The 19,962-nt window shown below is 70.0% G+C and carries 19 protein-coding genes and 1 other RNA gene; 16 read left to right on the forward strand and 4 right to left on the reverse strand.

Annotated elements, in window-relative coordinates; all coding sequences use genetic code 11:
* The first annotated feature begins 91 nt into the window (after positions 1–91).
* Together sspA and ACOMD9_RS18105 are read left to right on the forward strand one after the other, a co-directional pair.
* The gene (gene sspA, locus ACOMD9_RS18100) at positions 92–718 is read left to right on the forward strand and encodes a stringent starvation protein SspA (RefSeq protein WP_421417377.1); all 627 of its coding nucleotides are present in this window, start codon (positions 92–94) and stop codon (positions 716–718) included.
* Positions 719–768: 50 nt separating this feature from the next.
* Positions 769–1,266, forward strand: a complete 498-nt coding sequence (locus ACOMD9_RS18105) for a ClpXP protease specificity-enhancing factor (RefSeq protein ID WP_421417378.1) — start codon at positions 769–771, stop codon at positions 1,264–1,266.
* Between the two features lie 83 nt (positions 1,267–1,349).
* Here ACOMD9_RS18105 and ACOMD9_RS18110 read toward each other — a convergent pair whose 3' ends face one another.
* Genes ACOMD9_RS18110 through ACOMD9_RS18125 form a run of 4 tightly spaced genes read right to left on the reverse strand, consistent with a single transcriptional unit; the run spans position 1,350 to position 4,741 of the window.
* Entirely contained in the window at positions 1,350–1,928 is a 579-nt protein-coding gene (locus ACOMD9_RS18110) for a BON domain-containing protein (RefSeq protein WP_421417379.1), read from the reverse strand.
* A 5-nt stretch (positions 1,929–1,933) separates the two neighbouring features.
* Complete coding sequence (locus ACOMD9_RS18115) at positions 1,934–2,527, reverse strand: phosphoheptose isomerase (protein ID WP_421417380.1); 594 nt, start codon at positions 2,525–2,527, stop codon at positions 1,934–1,936.
* 43 nt (positions 2,528–2,570) lie between these two features.
* A complete protein-coding gene (locus ACOMD9_RS18120; protein WP_421417381.1) occupies positions 2,571–2,939 on the reverse strand; it encodes a YraN family protein in 369 nt (122 codons plus the stop codon).
* A complete protein-coding gene (locus tag ACOMD9_RS18125) occupies positions 2,939–4,741 on the reverse strand; it encodes a penicillin-binding protein activator (RefSeq protein ID WP_421417382.1) in 1,803 nt (600 codons plus the stop codon). Before ACOMD9_RS18125 ends, ACOMD9_RS18120 begins: the two co-directional genes overlap by 1 nt.
* Positions 4,742–4,778: 37 nt before the next feature.
* Between ACOMD9_RS18125 and rsmI the strand changes: the two genes are divergently transcribed.
* The 14 genes from rsmI to ACOMD9_RS18195 all read left to right on the forward strand — a co-directional run bounded on the left by rsmI (position 4,779) and on the right by ACOMD9_RS18195 (position 19,956).
* Positions 4,779–5,636 (forward strand): 16S rRNA (cytidine(1402)-2'-O)-methyltransferase, encoded by an 858-nt coding sequence (gene rsmI, locus ACOMD9_RS18130; protein ID WP_421417383.1) that lies wholly within the window; start codon positions 4,779–4,781, stop codon positions 5,634–5,636.
* A gap of 32 nt (positions 5,637–5,668) precedes the next feature.
* Positions 5,669–6,035: RNase P RNA component class A (gene rnpB / locus ACOMD9_RS18135), an RNA gene on the forward strand.
* 52 nt (positions 6,036–6,087) lie between these two features.
* Complete coding sequence (gene rsmH / locus ACOMD9_RS18140; RefSeq protein WP_421417384.1) at positions 6,088–7,044, forward strand: 16S rRNA (cytosine(1402)-N(4))-methyltransferase RsmH; 957 nt, start codon at positions 6,088–6,090, stop codon at positions 7,042–7,044.
* Positions 7,045–7,053: 9 nt separating this feature from the next.
* Positions 7,054–7,374, forward strand: a complete 321-nt coding sequence (gene ftsL / locus ACOMD9_RS18145; protein ID WP_421417385.1) for a cell division protein FtsL — start codon at positions 7,054–7,056, stop codon at positions 7,372–7,374.
* Entirely contained in the window at positions 7,371–9,080 is a 1,710-nt protein-coding gene (locus ACOMD9_RS18150) for a peptidoglycan D,D-transpeptidase FtsI family protein (protein ID WP_421417386.1), read from the forward strand. The genes ftsL and ACOMD9_RS18150 overlap by 4 nt, the downstream gene beginning before the upstream one ends.
* Before the next feature lie 36 nt (positions 9,081–9,116).
* Positions 9,117–10,628 carry a UDP-N-acetylmuramoyl-L-alanyl-D-glutamate--2,6-diaminopimelate ligase gene (locus ACOMD9_RS18155; RefSeq protein WP_421417387.1) on the forward strand — a complete coding sequence of 504 codons (1,512 nt, stop codon included), beginning with the start codon at positions 9,117–9,119 and terminating at the stop codon, positions 10,626–10,628.
* Positions 10,625–12,004: a UDP-N-acetylmuramoyl-tripeptide--D-alanyl-D-alanine ligase gene (locus ACOMD9_RS18160; protein ID WP_421417388.1), complete on the forward strand. Its 1,380-nt coding sequence runs from the start codon at positions 10,625–10,627 to the stop codon at positions 12,002–12,004. The genes ACOMD9_RS18155 and ACOMD9_RS18160 overlap by 4 nt, the downstream gene beginning before the upstream one ends.
* Before the next feature lie 9 nt (positions 12,005–12,013).
* Positions 12,014–13,096 carry a phospho-N-acetylmuramoyl-pentapeptide-transferase gene (gene mraY / locus ACOMD9_RS18165; RefSeq protein WP_421417389.1) on the forward strand — a complete coding sequence of 361 codons (1,083 nt, stop codon included), beginning with the start codon at positions 12,014–12,016 and terminating at the stop codon, positions 13,094–13,096.
* Between the two features lie 56 nt (positions 13,097–13,152).
* Complete coding sequence (gene murD / locus ACOMD9_RS18170; protein ID WP_421417390.1) at positions 13,153–14,529, forward strand: UDP-N-acetylmuramoyl-L-alanine--D-glutamate ligase; 1,377 nt, start codon at positions 13,153–13,155, stop codon at positions 14,527–14,529.
* Positions 14,526–15,752, forward strand: coding sequence for a putative lipid II flippase FtsW (ftsW, locus tag ACOMD9_RS18175; protein ID WP_421417391.1), 1,227 nt, complete (start codon positions 14,526–14,528; stop codon positions 15,750–15,752). The genes murD and ftsW overlap by 4 nt, the downstream gene beginning before the upstream one ends.
* On the forward strand, positions 15,749–16,837 hold the full coding sequence (murG, locus tag ACOMD9_RS18180) for an undecaprenyldiphospho-muramoylpentapeptide beta-N-acetylglucosaminyltransferase (RefSeq protein WP_421417392.1): 1,089 nt from the start codon (positions 15,749–15,751) through the stop codon (positions 16,835–16,837). The genes ftsW and murG overlap by 4 nt, the downstream gene beginning before the upstream one ends.
* A gap of 58 nt (positions 16,838–16,895) precedes the next feature.
* Positions 16,896–18,308, forward strand: a complete 1,413-nt coding sequence (murC, locus tag ACOMD9_RS18185; RefSeq protein WP_421417393.1) for a UDP-N-acetylmuramate--L-alanine ligase — start codon at positions 16,896–16,898, stop codon at positions 18,306–18,308.
* Positions 18,305–19,234, forward strand: a complete 930-nt coding sequence (locus ACOMD9_RS18190) for a D-alanine--D-alanine ligase (RefSeq protein WP_421417394.1) — start codon at positions 18,305–18,307, stop codon at positions 19,232–19,234. Before murC ends, ACOMD9_RS18190 begins: the two co-directional genes overlap by 4 nt.
* The gene (locus ACOMD9_RS18195; RefSeq protein WP_421417395.1) at positions 19,231–19,956 is read left to right on the forward strand and encodes a cell division protein FtsQ/DivIB; all 726 of its coding nucleotides are present in this window, start codon (positions 19,231–19,233) and stop codon (positions 19,954–19,956) included. The genes ACOMD9_RS18190 and ACOMD9_RS18195 overlap by 4 nt, the downstream gene beginning before the upstream one ends.
* The last annotated feature ends 6 nt before the right edge of the window (positions 19,957–19,962 follow it).

Here is a 19,962-nt window from a genome sequence, read left to right on the forward strand (position 1 = left end):
TCGCTCCCTCCGGGGGCGAGCACGCGACGCCCCCTCAAGACGGGGGCTGTCGTGTTATCATTCCGGTTCGAACTGATGCGAGGATTGTTTCATGGGTGTAGTGGCCAAGCGGTCGTCGATGATCTTCTACTCCGGGGGCGATGACCACTTTAGTCATCGTGTACGCATCGTGCTCGCCGAAAAGGGTGTGGCGGTGGATATCGTCGAGGTCACCGACGAGCAGCACCCCGAGGAACTCGCCGATCTCAACCCCTACAACAGCGTTCCCACGCTGCTGGACCGGGATCTGGTGCTCTATGAATCCAAGGTGATGATGGAGTACCTGGACGAGCGTTTCCCGCATCCGCCGCTGCTGCCGGTCTACCCGGTGGCCCGGGCACAGAGCCGACTGTGGATGCATCGCATCGAGCGCGAATGGTGCCCCCTGGTCGACCAGATCCTCGGCGGCTCCAGGAAGGACGCCGAGAAGGCACGCAAGGAGCTGCGCGAGAGCCTCATCGGCATCTCGCCGATCTTCGAGGACATGCCGTTCTTCATGAGCGAGGAGTTCACCCTGGTCGACTGCTGCCTTGCGCCGATCCTCTGGCGGCTACCGGTGCTGGGCATCGAGCTTCCGGAAATGCAGGTCAAGCCGCTGATCGGTTACATGGAGCGGCTGTTCGACCGAGAGGGTTTCAAGGCAGCGCTGAGCGAAAGCGAGCGCGAGATGCGTTCCTGAATCCGAACCCCCGGCCCGCGGGTCGGGGTTCCCCAATGCAGGAGGGCAAGATGATGCAAGCGAGCCGCCCCTACTCAAGTCGCCCCTACCTGGCCAGAGCCCTGTACCAGTGGCTGCTGGACAACGACCTGACCCCCTACATCGTCGTCGATGCGGAGCAGCCGGGCGTCGAGGTCCCGCGCCAGTTCGTGCAGAATGGCCAGATCGTGCTCAACATGGCGCCCACGGCGGTGCGGGATCTCTTCATGGAAAACGAGGCCCTCGGCTTCAGCGCCCGCTTCGGTGGCCAGCCGATGCGCATCATGGTGCCGATCTCGGCGCTGGTGGCGATCTATGCCCGGGAAAACGGTGTCGGCATGGTATTCGGTCACGAGCCGGTGATGCCGGCGGCAGCCGAATCGACCGATGCCGAGGGGCCTGCGCTGTCCAGCGTCGAGGAAGAGGCCCCGGACGGCGCGCCGTCGGGAGAGGCGCCATCCTCGGGCGAGGGGGGCGATGGCGATGCCCCGCCCCGCAAGGGGCGCCCCTCGCTGCGGGTCATCAAGTGAGCGACTGACGCGAGAGTCGAGCGATACGCGAAGCGGCAGGCCGGATGGCCTGCCGCTTCGCGTCGTGCGGGTGCCTGTCGGGCTCAGTCGAGGTAGTCGAACACCTTGACGATGCGCTGTACGCCGCCGATGCGGGAAACCGCCCCGACGATTCGGTCGGCCTCGGCGCGACTGACGATGCCCATCAGGTAGACGCTGGCATTCTCGGTGATCACGCGGATGCGTCCCGACTCGATGGACTCGTTGCTGGCCAGGTTGGTACGGATACGGGTGTTCAGCCAGGTGTCGGAGAGTCGCTGGCTGGCCGGCAGGTTGCCCGCGACGGTCAGCTCGTTGTGCACCTCGCGCACGTTGCGCACCTCGCCGGCGACCTCGGTGGCCTTGTTCTTCAGCTCCTCGCTGGGCACCTGGCCGGTGAGCAGCACCACGCCGTTGTAGGCGTCGACGTTGATGCGCGCATCGCCCAGGCGGGCATCGGTGCGGCGCAGGTTGTGACCGATCTTGGTCTCGATGCTCTCGTCCTCGACCTGGGTGCCGAGGGTGCGCTTGCCGTAGTTCTCGTCGATGGTGCCGGGGTTGGTGACGCCGGTGACGGTGGTGCAGCCGGCGAGGCCGAGGGTCAGGATGAGCAGGAGGGGGAGGATCAGGGACGTCTTGGTCATGGGAATCACTCGCTTGCGCCGAAGAGTTGTTCGTCGATCAGGTCGCACAGGCAGTGGATCACCAGCAGGTGAACCTCCTGGATGCGGGCGGTGGAGGTGGCGGGGACGCGAATCTCGCAGTCGTCCTGGCCGAGCAGGGACGCCATGTTGCCGCCATCGCGGCCGGTGAGCGCCACCACCGTCATGTCGCGGTCGTGGGCGGCCTGGATCGCCTGGATCACGTTGGCGGAGTTGCCGCTGGTGGAGATCGCCAGCAGGATGTCGCCGGGCTGGCCCAGGGCGCGGACCTGCTTGGAGAAGACCTCGTTGTAGCTGTAGTCGTTGGCGATGGAGGTCAGCGTCGAGGTGTCGGTGGTCAGCGCCAGGGCGGGCAGGCTCGGGCGTTCGCGCTCGAAGCGGTTGAGCAGCTCCGAGGAGAAGTGCTGGCTGTCGCCGGCGCTGCCGCCGTTGCCGCAGGCGAGGATCTTGCCCTCGTTGACCAGGCACTGCACCATCATCTGGCTCGCCACCTCGATGAAGGGCGGCAGTACCTCACTGGCGTAGGTCTTGGTATCGATGCTGGCGTTGAAGTGGCCGAGAATGCGTTGCTGGAAATCCATGCTGGTCCTGGTCCTTGCCTTCTTGACAGTTTGGCTGTGCCGGTCAGAACGCGTCGAAGGCACCCTGCACCCACAGGAAGTCGAGGGCCGGGGCCTGGCCGGTCACGGCCAGCACGTCGAAGCGGCAGGGACATGATAGCCCGTTGCGCTGGAGATAAAAATGCGCCGCCCGGATCAGGCGACGCTGCTTGGTGGCGGTGACGGTCTCGAGCGGGTGGCCATGGCGGGTGTCGGCGCGGTGACGCACCTCGACGAACACCAGGGTATCGCCGTCACGCATCACCAGGTCGATCTCGCCACCCCTGGCGTGCTGGTTGCTCGCCTCGAGGACCAGCCCCCGGTCGGCCAGCCAGGCGGCAGCGGTGCGCTCGATGGCACTGCCGCGGGCCCTGGCATCGCGGGGGCCGGCCATCAGTCGCTGCCGTCGTCCCGGTTGTCGCCGGTGCGGCCGCCCAGGTCGAACAGGCCCGGGATCAGGATGGGCCGCGGCACGCCGTTCTCGAAGCGCGCCCAGGGCAGCTGGCGCTGGATGCGGCCATCCTCGAGCGGGCGCAGGGTGCCGGTGGCACCGAACAGTTCGCCGTCCTGTACGGCCTGGAACTGCGGCAGGCGTCGGGCCAGTTCGTAGGCGTCGACCCCCATGGCCATCAGCCTGAACATCGCCGGGTCCGACTCCTCGCGCAGCTGTCGGTAGCTGGCGGTGAAGGGCAGGGCATCCTCGCCGCCCACGGCGGCATCGGGAATCTGCCAGGGAATGTCGATGAACTGGACGTCGTCGAGGTCGTGGTCGAGGCGTGGCTGGAGGCGCCCCTCGTAGAGGTGCGAGGTGGCGTAGATGGGCAGTTCGCCGGCGTAGTAGTAGTCCAGGGTGGGGGGCACCTGCCGGGCGTAATCGGGCAGCGCGAGCAGGAACAGCATGTCGATGTCGCCCAGGCGTGCCCGCTCGCCGCTCACGCGCAGCGCCGGGCGCACGGCATTGGCGACGTTGCTCTCCGGGTCATAGCGCACGGCGTTGGTGACCTGGCCGCCGCGTTCGCTCCATTCGCTCCAGAAGGCTTCGCCGACGCGGCGGCCCCAGTCGTTGTCCGGCACCATCAGCACGGCCTGTCGATGGCCGTCCTGCCAGGCGCGTCGGGCCGACTGGCGTGCCTCGTCCTCGGCGGAGAGGCCGTACTGGAAGAGCCCGCGAGCGCGGTTGCTCTGGCCATGGCCGTAGTTGAGGGCCAGGGTCGGCAGCGGCACGCTGTCGAGGTTCTCGAGCTCGGTGACCCGGTCCTTGTCCAGCGGACCGATCACCACCTGGGCGCCGCGGTTCTCGGCCTCGCGGTAGAGGGCCATGAGGTCGCCGTGGCTGGAGTCGATGAAGCTCAGCCGGGCGCTGCTGCCACCGTCGGCGGCGTTGAGGTGGTGGGTGCGCATGCCCTCCCGGATGGCGCCGGCGACGCCGGAGAGTGGTCCCGATTCGGGCAGGAAGACGGCGATGTGGTCGACCTCGAGACCACGCAGCTCGCGCAGGGCCAGCAGGTCGGCGGGTACCTGCCGCGCCGCCGGGTGCCGGGGGTGGCGCTCGCGCCAGTCGTCGAGACGGCTGAACAGGCGCTCGAGGTCGCCGGCACTGGCACGGGCGAGCTCGGCCAGGGCCAGCCAGCCGAGGGTGAGGTCGTCGGCCCCGTCACGCAGTGCCGCGAGTTCACGAGCGTCGAGGCGCGACAGCGACTTCCAGATCGGGTCGTTGAGCGCCTCGCGACCGGTGTCGGCCTGGACTCGCAGCAGCGCCTCGGCGGCGGCCATCGGCTCATCGACCTCGAGCAGCGCGAGGCCCAGGCGCTGGCGCAGGGTGGTGGCCTGGTCGCGGGAGAGGTCGAGCGCATCGAGTTCCTGCCCGGCGCGGATCACCGCCCAGGGATCATCCAGTTCCCGCCCCAGCCAGGAGAGCAGGAGTGCCCAGCGCGCCCGGTCCCGGTCGGGCAGCAGGCCGTCGTCGATGTCGGCGGCGATCTCCATCGCCTGGGTACGCTCCCCCTGGCGTGCTAGGATGTCGGCCGCCTCGAGCCGGGTCAGGGCGGCCTGTTCGGGAGCCTGCTGCTGGGCCTGCTCGAGCAGGCGGCCGGGATCGTCGGGCATGCGCTCGACGATGCCGGGCTGATAGGCACAGCCGGCCAGCAGCAGTGCCAGGAGCGCGGCGGCCACGGGGCCGCGGGGCATTTTCCGCATGAATCCATCCTTGTCCTGAAAGCGCCGGGGAGCCGAGATGTCTGACTCGAATATTGGCATATTGTACGTGGTCGCCACGCCGATTGGGAATCTGGAGGATCTGAGCCCCCGCGCCGCCAGGGTGCTGGGGGAGGTCGGGCTGATCGCCGCCGAGGATACGCGACACAGTGCCCGCCTGCTGCGCCACCTCGGGCTCTCCGTGCCGATGCTCTCGCTGCACGAGCACAACGAGGCGACCCGGGTCGCCCAGTTGGACGACCGGCTCGCCGCCGGCGATGCCATCGCCCTGATCAGCGATGCCGGCACGCCGCTGATCAGCGACCCGGGCTTCGTGCTGGTGCGCGAGCTGCGTGCCCGTGGGCGGCGCATCGTGCCGGTGCCCGGCCCCTGCGCCCTGGTGGCCGCGCTCTCCGCGGCGGGGCTGCCCACCGACCGTTTCACCTTCCAGGGGTTCCTGCCGGCGAAGGGGGCGGGTCGCCGAGCGCGTCTGGAGGCCCTGGCCGGGCGCGAGGAGACCCTGGTCTTCTACGAGTCGCCCCATCGCATCCGCGACACCCTGGCCGACCTCGGCACCTGCCTGGGCGACCGGCGGCTGGTACTGGCCAGGGAGCTGACCAAGGCCTTCGAGACCTTCCTCGACGGCAGCGCCGCCGAGTTGCTCGCCCGCATGGACGAGGATCCGGACCAGGCTCGCGGCGAGTTCGTGGTGATGGTGGCCGGCGCGCCGCCGCGCCAGGAGGACGAGGCCGCGGTGGTGGAGGGTGAAGCGTTGCTGGGCGCGCTGCTGGGGGAGGGCGTCGGCGTCAAGCAGGCCGCGGCAGTGGCCTCCCGGGTGCTGGGTGGCGGCAAGAAGACCTGGTATGCCCGGGCCCAGGCGCTCAAGGACGGGGATTGAGGGGGTGGCAAGGCGCTGGTATGCTTGCCGCGGGAGTTGGCCAGGCAGTCGCCGCTGCCGCCGGTCCATGGATCGGTGGCAGGGGAGGAAAGTCCGGGCTCCACAGGGCAGAGTGCCAGGTAATGCCTGGGCGGCGTGAGCCGACGGAAAGTGCAGCAGAGAGCAGACCGCCTACGTCTCCTTCGGGAGGCCGGCAAGGGTGAAAGGGTGCGGTAAGAGCGCACCGCGCGCCTGGCAACAGTGCGTGGCACGGCAAACCCCACTCGGAGCAAGACCAAATAGGAACCCCATGGCGTGGCCCGCGTCGGGTTCGGGTAGGTTGCTCGAGGGTCGCGGTGACGCGGCCCCTAGATGAATGACTGTCCACGACAGAACCCGGCTTATCGGCCGACTCCCACTCGCGAACCCTGGCGTCGCGTCCGCCCCCTCCAGCTTGCCGATCGAGAAGCGCATGCCGTCACCCGCTCCTGAACACGCCACCCGCGGCTATCGTCATGCCAGCGTGCTGCTCGACGGCGCCGTCGATGCGCTGGTCCATGACCCCCGCGGGGCCTATCTGGACGGTACCTTCGGACGCGGCGGCCACTCCCGTGCCATCCTGGCGCGACTGGCCCCGGAAGGGCGCCTGCTGGCGATAGACCGCGATCCCCAGGCGGTGGCCGAGGCCGCCGGCATCGATGATCCGCGTTTCGTCATCGAGCAGGGCGAGTTCGCCCGCCTCGGCGAGATCGCCGACCGGCATGGCCTGCACGGAAGGCTGGACGGCATCCTCCTCGATGTCGGCGTCTCCTCCCCCCAGCTGGACGATCCCGAGCGTGGCTTCAGCTTCCTGCGTGACGGCCCGCTCGACATGCGCATGGATCCCACCCGTGGGGACAGTGCGGCGGACTTCATCGGCCGGGCCAGGGAAGCGGAGATCGCCCGGGTCTTCAAGACCTACGGCGAAGAGCGCTACGCCAGGCGGCTGGCGAAGGCCATCGTGGCACGTCGCACCGAGCGACCCTTCACCCGCACGGCGGATCTCGCCGAGGTGATCAAGACCGCCCATCCCGCCTGGGAAAAGGGCCGGCACCCGGCCACCCGTGCCTTCCAGGCGCTGCGCATCCAGGTCAACGGCGAGCTCGAGCAGCTCGATGCCGCCCTGGAGGCGGCGCTGGAGGCGCTGGCCCCGGGCGGCCATCTGGTGGTGATCAGCTTCCACTCCCTGGAGGATCGCCGGGTCAAGCGCTTCATTCGTCACCATGTGCGTGGCGATACCCACCTGCCGCGCGGCATGCCGGTGCGCGATGACGAGCTCGAGCGCCGGCTGGAGGCCGTGGGCAAGGCGCAGCGCCCGACGCCTGCAGAAGTCGAGAACAACCCCCGTGCCCGCAGTGCGGTGATGCGTGTGGCACGCAAGCGGCACTGAGGAGGCGTCATGGTCCAGGGACGACCCGCGACGGCATCCGCTTTCGTCTGGCTGAAGGCCCGGTCGCGCCTGCTGCTGGTCACCACCCTGCTGGTGGTGGCCTGTCTGGCCAGTGCCCTGGCGGTGATCGCCGCCAGCCACCTGACCCGCGAGCAGTATGGTCGCCTGCAGCAGCTCGAACGCGAGCAGCAGCAGCTGCAGACCGAGTGGGGCCAGCTGCTGCTCGAGGAGAGCGCCTGGTCGTCGCCGGCCCGCATCGAGCGCCTCGCCGTGGAACGCCTGGAGATGCGCCTGCCCGATGTCGACGAGGTCGAGGTGATCCAGCCATGAGCACCGAGGTGCGCAGCGGCGTGACGCCGCGTCGACCGCCCCCCATGTCGCCCATGGGGGGCGTGCGCTATGGCCTGATCCTGCTGCTGGTGGTGATCGGTCTCGGCCTGCTGGCCGGCCGCATCGTCATCCTGCACGTGGTCGATCGCCCCTTCCTGCAGGGGCAGGGCGATGCCCGTACCCTGCGTACCGATACCATCCCCGCCCACCGCGGCATGATCACCGACCGCAACGGCGAACCGCTGGCGATCTCCACGCCGGTGGTCACGCTCTGGGCCAACCCCCAGGACCTGCCGGCCGATGACATCCAGCGCCTGATGCTGGCCCGTGCGCTGGGAATGGAACTCGATGCCCTCAACGAGCGCATCGGGCGCTACAGCGAACGCGAGTTCATGTACCTGCGCCGGCAGATGACACCCGAGGCGGCCCAGCAGGTGCTGGGGCTGCGGATTCCCGGTGTCTATGCCCAGGACGAGTACAAGCGCTACTATCCGGCCGGCGAGGTCACCGCCCAGCTGCTGGGGGTGACCAACGTCGATGATGCCGGCCAGGAGGGGCTGGAGCTGGCCTACCAGCCCCATCTCGCCGGCACCCCCGGTCAGCGCCGGGTGCTCAAGGACCGGCGTGGTCGCCTGGTGCGCGACCTCGAGGTGCTGCGCGACGCCCGGCCCGGCGGCGAGCTGACCCTGTCCATCGACCAGCGGCTGCAGTACATGGCCTATCGTGAGCTCAAGGCCGCGGTGGCCGAGCACGAGGCCGATGGCGGCGTGGTGGTGATGATGGACGCCCGCACCGGCGAGGTGCTGGCCATGGCCAACCAGCCCTCCTACAACCCCAACAATCGCGCGGGCCTCGATCCCCGGGGGCTGCGCAACCAGGCCATCGTCGACGTCTTCGAGCCGGGTTCGGTGATGAAGCCCCTGGCCATGGCAGCGGTCATGGAGAGCGGCCAGTTCGACCGCGACACCGTGGTCGACACCTCGCCGGGCTGGATGCGCATCGACCGTTTCACCATCCGCGACATCCGCGACTACGGTGAGCTGGACATGGCCGGCATCCTGGAGAAGTCCTCCAACATCGGCATGTCCAAGCTGGTCCTCGAGCTCGATGATCCCCTGGTGCCCGAGAAGTATCGTGCGCTGGGGTTCGGCCAGAGTCCGGAAACCGGCTTTCCCGGCGAGTCCACCGGCAGCCTGCCGGCCCCGGTACGCTGGTCGCGCAGCCAGTGGGCCGCGATCTCCTACGGCTATGGGCTCTCCGTGTCGGCGTTGCAACTGGCCAGCGCCTACACCGCCATCGCCAATGACGGCGTCAGGATGCCGCCGTCACTGCTCAGGCTGCCGGCGCCGGCCCCGGGGAGCCCGGCGATCGCCCCCGCCGTGGCTGACGACCTGCTGGGGATCATGGAGGAGTCGGTCCAGCCGGGCACCGGTGGCCGCCGCGCGGCGGTGCCCGGCTATCGCGTGGCCGGCAAGTCCGGCACGGTACGCAAGACCGCGGCCAGCGGTTACCAGCAGAACGTCTACCGCAGCCTGTTCGCCGGCATCGCCCCGGTGTCGGACCCGCGCATCGTCACGGTGGTGATGATCGACCATCCCCGGGGCGGGGAGTACTTCGGCGGAGCCGTGGCGGCACCGGTCTTCTCGCGGGTCACCGGCAACGCCCTGCGGCTGCTCGACGTGCCGCCCGATCAGCGGGCTCGCTGACCCCATCCATCGACCTGCTCCAGGGAGAGCCGTTTCATGCAAGTGAAGGCAACGCGGTTGGCCAGGGTCCTGTGGCGATACTGGCCAGGGATCGAGATTCCCCGGCTCGGCGAGGGCCCGGTACGCCTGGAGATGGACAGCCGTCGACTGGGGGCCGGCGATGTCTTCGTCGCCGTGCCGGGGGTGGCGAGTGATGGCCGGGACTTCATCGACGCCGCGCTCGAGGCCGGGGCGGCCCTGGTGCTCGCGCACCGGGCGGTCGGCGAGCCCCGGGCGGCGTCGACCGACCCGCGGGTGCTGCCGCTTCAGGGCTTGCGCGAGCGCCTGGGCGAGCTGGGTCGCGAGCTCTTCGCCGTGCCGGACGACCTGGCGCTGATCGGCGTGACCGGGACCAACGGCAAGAGCTCGGTGACCCACTACATCGCCGAGCTGAGCCTTGCCCTGGGCGTCGACGCCGGCCTGGTCGGCACCCTGGGCCATGGCCGTCCCGGCACCCTGGTCGAGGGGGGGCTGACCACCCCCGGGCCACTGGCGCTGCAGGCCCTGCTGGGCGAGCTCGCCGGGTCGGGCGTGCGTCGCGTGGCCATGGAGGTCTCCTCCCATGCCCTGGAGCAGGGCCGCCTCGACGGTTGCTCGCTCGGCGCGGCGGTGTTCACCAACCTGACCCGCGACCACCTGGACTACCACGGCAGCATGGCGGCCTATGCCGCCGCCAAGGCCCGGCTGTTCCGCCGCGACGAGCTCGCGCTCGCCGTGGTCAACGCCGACGATCCCCTGGCGCGGCTGATGCTGGCCGGCCTGCGCGACGGTGTGCGCGTGCTGGCCATCGGGAAGGACGAGGCCGTGACCCTGAGAGTGGTGGACTGGCACCCCCATGCGGCCGGCCAGCGGGCGCTGATCGCCACCCCCGAGGGCGAGCGGGTGCTGGAGACGTCGCTGCTGGGGCGCTTCAACCTCGACAATGTCCTGCTGGCCATGGCGACCCTCCACGGGCTCGGTCATGATCTGGCGGCGCTGTTCGCCGCCGCGACGACCCTGACGCCGGTGCCGGGGCGCATGGAGCCCCTGGTGCGCCCCGGCGCGCCCACCGTGGTGATCGACTACGCCCATACCCCGGACGCCCTGGACAACGCCCTGGCCGCCCTGCGCGACCACCTGCCGGTGGACGGGCGGCTGTGGTGCCTGTTCGGCTGTGGCGGCGACCGCGACCCCGGCAAGCGCCCGGAGATGGCGGCCGTCGCCGAGCGCCACGCCGACCGCCTGGTGGTGACCGACGACAACCCGCGCGGCGAGGACCCGGCGGCGATCCGCGCTGCGGTGCTCGCCGGCCTCTCCGCGCCGGTGCGGCAGGCGGCCCTGGAGATCGCCGGCCGCGGGGCGGCCATCGCCCGTGTGCTTGCCGAGGCCGGTGACGACGACGTGGTGCTGGTCGCCGGCAAGGGGCACGAGACCTACCAGGAGGTGGCCGGCGTGCGCCATGCCTTCTCGGACCGCGCCGAGGCCGAGCGGGCGCTGGACCAGCGCGCGGCGGGGGAGGGGGCGTCATGAGCCGCTGCGGGCTGACCACGCTGGCCGAGGTGACCGGGGCGCTGGGCCTTCCCGCCCCCGCCAGGGACCTTGCGATCACCGCCATCGTCACCGATACCCGCCGGCTGGTGCCCGGCTGCCTCTTCGTGGCGCTCAAGGGCGAGCGCTTCGATGGTCACGATTTCCTCGACCAGGCCGTGGAGGGCGGGGCCGTGGCGGCCGTGGTCGAGAGGGAGGTGGCGCGGCCCGTCGATGCCCCCCTGCCGCAGCTGGTGGTGGCGGACACCCGGCTGGCCCTCGGCCTGCTGGGCCGTGCCCGGCGTCGCGCCTGGGGCGGCCCCCTGGTGGCGGTGACCGGCAACAGCGGCAAGACCACGGTGAAGGAGCTGCTGGCGTCGCTGCTGTCCCGCCGCGGGGCGACCCTGGCGACCCGGGGCAACCTCAACAACGACATCGGCGTGCCCCTGACTCTGCTGGAGCTGTCGGCGGGGCATCGCCAGGCGGTGGTCGAGCTGGGTGCCAACCACCTCGGCGAGATCGCCTGGACCACCACCCTGGCCGAGCCCCGTGTGGCGGTGATCACCAATGTCACCGGGGCCCACGTGGGCGAGTTCGGCGGTACCGGGCGCATCGCCCAGGCCAAGGCGGAGATCCTCGCCGGACTGCCGTCGGACGGTGTGGCGGTGCTCAACCGCGACGACACCTTTTTCGCCACCTGGTCGAGGCTGGCCGCGCCCCGGGAGGTTCTCGACTTCGGCCTGGACGGCCGGGCCCGGGTTCGGGCCGAAGCGCTGGCCTGCGACGCCCTCGGGCGCTATGCTTTCACGCTTGTCGTGGACGGACGTGAACTCGGCCGGGTCCAGCTCGCCCTGCTGGGGCGTCACAACGTGGCCAATGCCCTGGCGGCGGCCGCCGCCGCCCTGGCCATGGGCCTCGAAGAGGCCGACATCCTCGCCGGTCTCGCCGCGGTGGCGCCGATGCCCGGGCGATTGAGCGTCGTGGAGGGGATCAACGCCACACGGCTGCTGGATGACACGTATAATGCCAACCCCGGCGCGGTCAAGGCGGCGCTCGACCTGCTGATGGCGCTGCCGGGCCCGCACTGGTGCCTGCTGGGCGCCATGGGCGAACTGGGGGAAGCGTCGGACCGGCTGCATGCCGAGATCGGGCGCCACGCACGGGAACTGGGGGTCGACTTCCTCGGTACCCTCGGCGGGCCGGCACGGCCGGCCAGCCATGCCTTCGGCGAGGGCGGGTACCACTTCGACGAACGAGAGGCGCTGATGCGCCACGTCCTCAACCATCTGCCGCCAGGGGCCAGCGTGCTGGTCAAGGGGTCGCGGAGTGCCGGCATGGAAAGGGTGATTGCCGCACTGCGCGCGGATGCATCAAGGTGAACGCGATACATGCTGCTTTATCTGGCCAATCTACTGGCGCAATTCTTCAGTGCCTTCAATGTCTTCAACTACCTGACCCTGCGCATGATCCTGGGCACGCTCACCGCCCTGGTGCTCTGCCTGTGGCTGGGTCCGGTGATGATCCGCCGCCTGGTGGAGCGACAGATCGGCCAGGCGGTGCGTGACGACGGTCCCCAGTCGCACCTCTCCAAGGCCGGCACCCCGACCATGGGCGGGGCGATGATCCTGATGGCCATTGCCGTCAGCACGCTGCTGTGGGGCGATCTCGCCAATCACTATGTGTGGATCGTGCTGGCGGTGACCCTCGGCTTCGGGGCCATCGGCTGGGTCGACGACTACCGCAAGGTGGTGGAGAAGAACCCGCGCGGCCTGCCGGCTCGCTGGAAGTACCTCTGGCAGTCGGTGATCGGCCTGGCGGCGGCGGGGCTGCTGTATGCCACTGCGGTCGAGCCGGCGGAGACCAGCCTGATCGTGCCGCTGTTCAAGGATATCGTGCTGCCGCTGGGCGTCTTCTACATCGTGCTGACCTACCTGGTGATCGTCGGCAGCTCCAATGCCGTCAACCTCACCGACGGCCTCGATGGCCTGGCGATCATGCCCACCGTCCTGGTCGCCATGGGGCTGGCGGTATTCGCCTATGCCAGCGGCAACGCGGTCTTCGCCGACTACCTGCAGATTCCCAACATCACCGGGGCCGGCGAACTGGCGGTGTTCTGTGCCACCATCGCCGGGGCCGGCCTCGGCTTCCTGTGGTTCAACACCTATCCCGCCCAGGTGTTCATGGGTGACGTGGGGGCCCTGGCCCTGGGGGCGGCACTGGGAGTGGTGGCGGTGATCGTGCGCCAGGAGATCGTGCTCTTCATCATGGGGGGGATCTTCGTCATGGAGACGATCTCGGTGATCCTCCAGGTGGGCTCCTACAAGCTCACCGGGCGGCGAATCTTCCGCATGGCGCCGCTGCATCACCACTACGAGCTCAAGGGCTGGCCGGAGCCGCGGGTCATCGTGCGCTTCTGGATCATCACCGTGGTCCTGGTGCTGATCGGCCTGGCCACGCTCAAGGTTCGTTGAGCCGATTCACGGAGCCCTGCGGGGAGATCGTCCACGCCGCATGCCAGGAGCCAACCATGGTCAAGGTGCCGAAGGGAATCACGCTGGTGGTCGGGCTCGGGGTCTCGGGCCGCGCCATCTGCCGCCACCTGAGCCGTCAGGGCACGCCCTTCATGGTCGCCGATACCCGTGCGGTGCCGCCCGGCATGGATGACTTCCACGCCGCCCATCCGGGGGTCGAGGTCCACTGTGGGCCGCTGAGTGCCCTGGATCTCTCCGAGGTCGAGGAGGTGGTGGTCAGTCCCGGGGTCGACCCTCGGACACCGGGGCTGGCCGGGCTCGCCGACCGGGTCCGGGCGGCGACCGGCGAACCGCTGCTGGTGGGCGAGATCGCGCTCTTCGTGCGCGCCTGCCGCGCCCCCATCGTGGCCGTCACCGGCTCGAATGCCAAGTCCACCGTCACCACCCTGATCGGCGAGATGGCCGCCGAGGCCGGCCGCCGGGTCGCGGTGGGCGGCAACCTGGGCACCCCGGCCCTGGACCTGCTCCACGACGAACCCCGTGCCGACTGCTATGTGCTGGAGCTCTCCAGCTTCCAGCTGGAGACCACGCCGCGCCTCGGTGCCGAGAGCGCGGCCTTCCTCAACCTCTCCGAGGACCACCTGGATCGTCATGGCGACATGGCCGGCTATCGTGCCGCCAAGCTCGGCATCTTCCGCGGGGCCCGCCACGGCGTGGTCAACGCCGAGGATCCCATGACCTGGCCCGAGTCGCGGTTGCCGGCCCAGGACAGCTTCACCACCCGTCCACCCGAGGCGGGGGAGTGGGGCATCGGTCGCCATCGGGGCGCCGACTGGCTGATGCACGGCGACGAGCCGCTGATGGCCACTGCCGAGATGCGCCTCCCCGGGCGCCACAACCAGGCCAATGCCCTGGCGGCGCTGGCCATGGGGCGGCGCCTCGGGCTGCCGCTGGAGGCCATGTGCCGGGTGCTGCGCCGCTTTGCCGGCCTGCCGCACCGCGGCGAACTGGTGGCCGAGGTCGACGGGGTGCGCTGGATCAACGACTCCAAGGGCACCAACGTGGGGGCGACCCTGGCCGCCATCGCGGGGCTTGGCCCGACCCTGGAGGGACGGCTCGTGCTGCTCGCCGGGGGCGTGGGCAAGGGTGCCGACTTCCGGCCGCTGGCCGAGCCCCTGGCTCGCTACGGGCGCGAGGCGATCCTCTTCGGCCTGGATGCGGAGCGTCTCGAGCGGGTGCTGCACGACCGGCTGCCCCTGACCCTGGCCGAGGACCTGGACACCGCCATGGCCCGGGCCGCCGAGATCGCCGAGCCCGGCGACTGCGTGCTGCTGTCGCCGGCCTGCGCCAGTCTCGACCAGTTCGCCAACTACCAGGAGCGGGGCGAGGTGTTCCGTCGCTGGGTGCACCGCCTGGCAGGGAGGGGGCAATGAAGCGGCTGAAGGGGCTGCGAGAGCGGCTCTCGACCCGGGATCAGCCCTTCGATGGCTGGCTGCTGCTGGCGGTCCTGTCGCTGATGCTGATCGGCTGGGTGATGGTCACCTCGGCCTCCACCGGCGTGGCCGCCAGCCTCACCGGTAACGCCTGGTACTTCAGCATTCGCCACGGCATCTTCCTGGTGGTTGCACTGCTGGTGGCGACGCTGATGCTCAAGGTGCCGCTGGTGTGGTGGAAGGCCAACGGGCCCTTGCTGCTGCTGGTGGGTATCGCCCTGCTGGTGCTGGTGCTGCTGGTGGGTCGCGAGATCAACGGCAGCAAGCGCTGGCTTTCGATACCCGGCGTTCCCTTCAACCTCCAGGCCTCGGAAGTCGCCAAGCTCTGCCTGATCGCCTACATGGCGGGCTACCTGGAGCGCTTCCTGCCTCAGGTACGGCGGCAGTGGGGGGCCTTCATGCGTCCCCTGCTGGTGATGGCACTGATTGCCCTGCTGCTGATCCTCGAGCCCGATTATGGTGCCGTGGTGGTGATGACCAGTTGCGTCATGGGCATGCTGCTGCTGGCCGGCGCTCCCTGGGGGCGTTTCGTGCTGCTGCTGGGCCTGGTGGGGCTGGCGGGCTTCTACGTGGCGATCGCCGAGCCCTATCGCCTGGCTCGCCTGACCAGCTTCGCCGACCCCTGGGCCGACCAGTTCGCCAGCGGCTACCAGCTGACCCAGGCCCTCATCGCCTACGGTCGCGGGCACTGGCTGGGAATGGGGCTGGGCAACAGCGTGCAGAAGCTGTTCTACCTGCCCGAGGCCCACACCGATTTCGTCTTCGCCGTGCTGGCAGAGGAGCTCGGCCTGTTCGGCGCCATCGGGGTCGTGGGCCTCTTCGCCCTGCTGATCTACCGGGCCATGGCGGTGGGGCGTCGCGCCGAACTGGCCGGGCTGCCCTTTGCGGCCTACCTGAGCTACGGCATTGCCCTGGTGGTCGGGGCCCAGGCCTTCATCAACATCGCGGTGAGTACCGGCATGCTGCCCACCAAGGGGTTGACCCTGCCGCTGCTCAGCTACGGCGGTTCCAGCCTGCTGGTCAGTGCGGTGATGATGGCGCTGCTGCTGCGGGCCGACATCGAGACGCGCCAGGCAGTGCGTCGGACACGACCCACCGCCCCTCGGGAGGGGGCGGGGCGTCGCCGAGCGTCCCGTCTCGACAAGCAAGGAGCCGCACGATGAACAAGCGATCGGGACAGCGTGCCCTGATCATGGCCGGGGGCACCGGCGGCCACGTGATTCCGGCCCTGTCGCTGGCCCGGGGGCTGCAGGCCGAGGGCGTGGAAGTGGAGTGGCTGGGCAGCCCGCGCGGCATCGAGAATCGACTGGTGCCCCAGGCCGGCATTCCCCTGCACGGCATCGCGGTGGCCGGGCTGCGCGGCAACGGTGCGGTCGGCTGGTTGCTGGCGCCGTTCAACCTCACCCGGGCGGTGTGGCAGGCATGGCGCATCATCCGCGCCTACGATCCCCAGCTGGTGGTGGGCCTCGGCGGCTTCGCCAGCGGGCCGGGCGGGCTCGCCGCCTGGCTGGCGCACCGGCCCCTGGTGATCCACGAGCAGAACGCCGTGGCTGGCCTGACCAACAGGGCGCTGGCGCGCCTGGCGCGGCGGGTCTATGCCGCCTTCCCCCAGGCCTTTGCCGGCCGCGGCGAGGTGGTCGGCAACCCGGTGCGGCCCGAGATCGCTGCGCTGGGCGAGCGCCCGCGGACGACCGGCGACATGGCCGGAAGGCCGCTTCGGCTGCTGGTGGTGGGGGGCTCCCTGGGCGCCCGGGCGCTCAACGAGACCCTGCCCGGAGCCCTCGCCGCCCTGCCCGAGGAGGGGCGACCCGAGGTGCGTCACCAGGCCGGCCGCGGCAAGGACGCGGCGACCCGGGAGGCCTATCGTGATCAGGGCGTCGAGGCCGAGGTGACCGCCTTCATCGACGACATGGCCGGGGCCTACGCCTGGGCCGACCTGGTGGTCTGCCGGGCCGGTGCGCTGACCGTGGCGGAACTGGCCGCGGCGGCCAGGCCCGCGCTCTTCGTGCCCTTTCCCCATGCGGTGGACGATCACCAGACCGCCAACGCCCGGGCGCTGGTCGACCGGGGGGCGGCCCGCCTGATGCCCGAGCAGGAGCTGAGTGCGGCGACGTTGGCCGAATGCCTGACGACGCTGCTGGACCCCGACACCCTCGCCACCATGGGGGGGCAGGCGCGTGCCTGTGCCCATCTCGACGCCGTCGAGCGCCTGGTGGCCGGCTGCATGGAGACAGGTTTTGATCGATAACACACCCGGACCGGCCTCCGGTCCGTCCATCCCCCCGAGCCATGGCCGGGGCCTGGGCATGCGCCGTATCCGGCACATCCATTTCGTCGGTATCGGGGGGGCCGGCATGTGCGGCATCGCCGAGGTGCTGGCCAACCAGGGCTACCAGGTCAGCGGCAGCGACCTCAAGGCGTCACCGGTGGTGGCCAGGCTGCGCAACTGCGGTATCCGCGTGGCCATCGGCCACGCTGCCGACAACGTCGCCGGCGCCGATGTGGTGGTGGTCTCCACCGCCGTCGACGAGACCAATCCCGAGATCCGCTGGGCCCACGACAACCGCGTGCCGGTGGTCAGGCGCGCCGAGATGCTCGCCGAGCTGATGCGCTTCCGTCACGGCATCGCGGTGGCGGGTACCCATGGCAAGACCACGACCACCAGCCTGACCGCCACCCTGCTCGGCGAAGGGGGACTGGACCCGACCTTCGTCATCGGCGGCAAGCTGACCAGTGCCGGTACCAATGCCCGCCTGGGGGAGGGCGACTACCTGGTGGCCGAGGCCGACGAGTCGGATGCCTCCTTCCTGCACCTGCAGCCCATGGTGTCGATCGTCACCAACATCGATGCCGACCACATGGCCACCTACGGCGGCGACTTCGAGAAGCTCAAGGGCACCTTCATCGAGTTCCTGCACAACCTGCCCTTCTACGGCCTCGCCGTGCTCTGCATCGATGATGCCAATGTGCGTGGCCTGCTCGACCGGGTGAACCGGCAGTTCGTCACCTACGGCTTCAGCGAGGATGCCGACTACCGCATCGATGGATTCGTGCAGCAGGGCGGCGAGGTCCGCTTCACGGCCCGGCGGCCCGGTGGCCTGGCCCCCCTCGAGGTGCGCCTGGCCATGCCCGGGCGCCACAATGCCCTCAATGCCATGGCGGCGATCGTGGTGGCTACCGATGCCGGGGTCGGAGACGAGGCGATCCTGGCAGGGCTGTCCGGCTTCGCCGGCGTCGGGCGGCGCTTCCAGGTTCACGGTCACTTCCCGGCACCGGAGGGTGCCGGCGAGGTGATGCTGGTGGATGACTACGGTCACCACCCCCGCGAGGTGGAGATGGTGATCCGGGCGGTGCGCGCCGGCTGGCCCGAGCGGCGTCTGGTGATGGTCTACCAGCCACATCGCTATTCGCGTACCCGCGACCTCTACGAGGATTTCGTGCGCGTGCTGGCCGAGGTCGATACCCTGCTGCTGCTGGATGTCTACAGTGCCGGGGAGGCACCGATTCCCGGTGCCGATGGCCGTACCCTGGCCGGGTCGATCCGTCAGCGCGGCGAGGTCGACCCCATCTTCGTCCAGGAGAAGAGCGAGTTGCCGGGGTTGCTGGCCCGCGTGCTGCGACCCGACGACATCCTGATCACCCAGGGGGCGGGCGACGTGGGGGGGATCGCCCTGCGCCTGGCCGAGAATCAGCTGAACTTCGACGAGGTTGAACTATGAGCGCAGGCAGCAGCGACCCGGGACGCGTGGTGGTGCTCTTCGGCGGCGATTCCGCCGAACGCGAGGTGTCGCTGAAGAGCGGCACCGCCGTGCTGGCAGCCCTGCAGCGCGCCGGCGTGGATGCCATCGGCTACGATCCCGCCGAGGGTGGCCTGGTGGGGCTCGAAGCCTTGAACCCCGACAGGGTCTTCATCGCCCTGCATGGCCGTGGTGGCGAGGACGGTACCCTGCAGGGCGCCCTCGAACTGCTCGGCATTCCCTACACCGGCAGCGGTGTACTGGCCTCGGCGCTGGGCATGGACAAGCAACGCACCAAGCTGGTCTGGCAGGCGCTGGGCCTGCCCACCCCGGAATCGATGATGCTTGGCCCCGATGCGGACTGGCGGGCGGTGGTCGAGCGCCTGGGCCTGCCGCTGATCGTCAAGCCGGTACACGAGGGCTCGACCCTGGGCATCTCCATCGTCGACGGCCCCGAGTCCCTGGAGGCGGCCTATCGCGAGGCGGCGAGGTTCGATGCCCGGGTGATGGCCGAACGCTTCGTCGAGGGGCAGGAGTATACGGTGTCGCTGCTCGATGACGAGGCACTGCCGGCGATCCGGGTCGAGGTGCCCGGCGGCTTCTACGACTACGATGCCAAGTACCTCTCCAACGACACCCTCTACCACCTGCCCTGCGGTCTCTCCCGGGCCGAGGAGAGCGAACTGGCCGAGCTCTGCCGCGAGGCCTTCGCGGCGATCGGGGGCGAGGGCTGGGGGCGCGTCGACGTGATGCGCGACGCTGGGGGACGCTTCTGGCTGATCGAGGTGAACACCTCGCCGGGGATGACCGACCATAGCCTGGTGCCCCAGGCGGCGGCCCATGCCGGCATCGACTTCGAGGCGCTGGTACTGCGCATTCTCGCCAGTGCAGGGTGTGATCGGGCATGACACGGCGGGGCGGCCTGTTCGGGGTGCTGCTGCTGGTGCTGTTGATCGGTGCCGGCGGACGCGCGCTGTGGCTGTGGCTCGACCGACCCATCGAGCGCGTCTCGATACGCGGCGAGCTGCACCATGTCAGCGCCGACTACCTGCGCAGCCGGCTGGCGCCGCTGATCCAGGGGCAGGCCTGGCTCTCGGTGAGCCTTGGCCAGTTGCGTGACGATGCCCTGGCGATCGACTGGCTGGCCGAGGTCCGCGTCAGCCGGGAGTGGCCCGATGCCCTGACCTTCGAACTCGTCGAGCAGGTGCCGGTGGCGCGCTGGAATGACGACTACCTGCTGAACCCCGAGGGCGAGCCCTTCGCCTACGGGCCGGTATCGCCGCCCGCCGACCTGCCGGATCTGGCCGGCCCGGCAGGCAGTGGCGCCGAGGTGCTCGCCTATCACCAGCGACTGGCCACACGCTTCGCCGACCTGGGGCTGGAGATGACCCAGCTGCGTCTCGAGCCGCGTGGTGCCTGGCGGTTCCAGCTCGACGACGGGGTCTGGGTGATGCTCGGGCGCAACGATCGCGAGGCGCGTCTGGCCCGCCTGGCCGCCGCCTGGCGGCGGCAGCTCGGCTACCAGGCGTCGCATATTCGCTACATCGACCTGCGATATCCCAACGGTGTTGCCGTGGCCTGGCATGGAGAAACCGAGCCCCTCGCGGATGACGAAGCCGAGGGAAGCTGAGGTCTT

Source organism: Halomonas terrestris, assembly GCF_049166755.1.
Taxonomy (GTDB): Bacteria; Pseudomonadota; Gammaproteobacteria; order Pseudomonadales; family Halomonadaceae; genus Halomonas.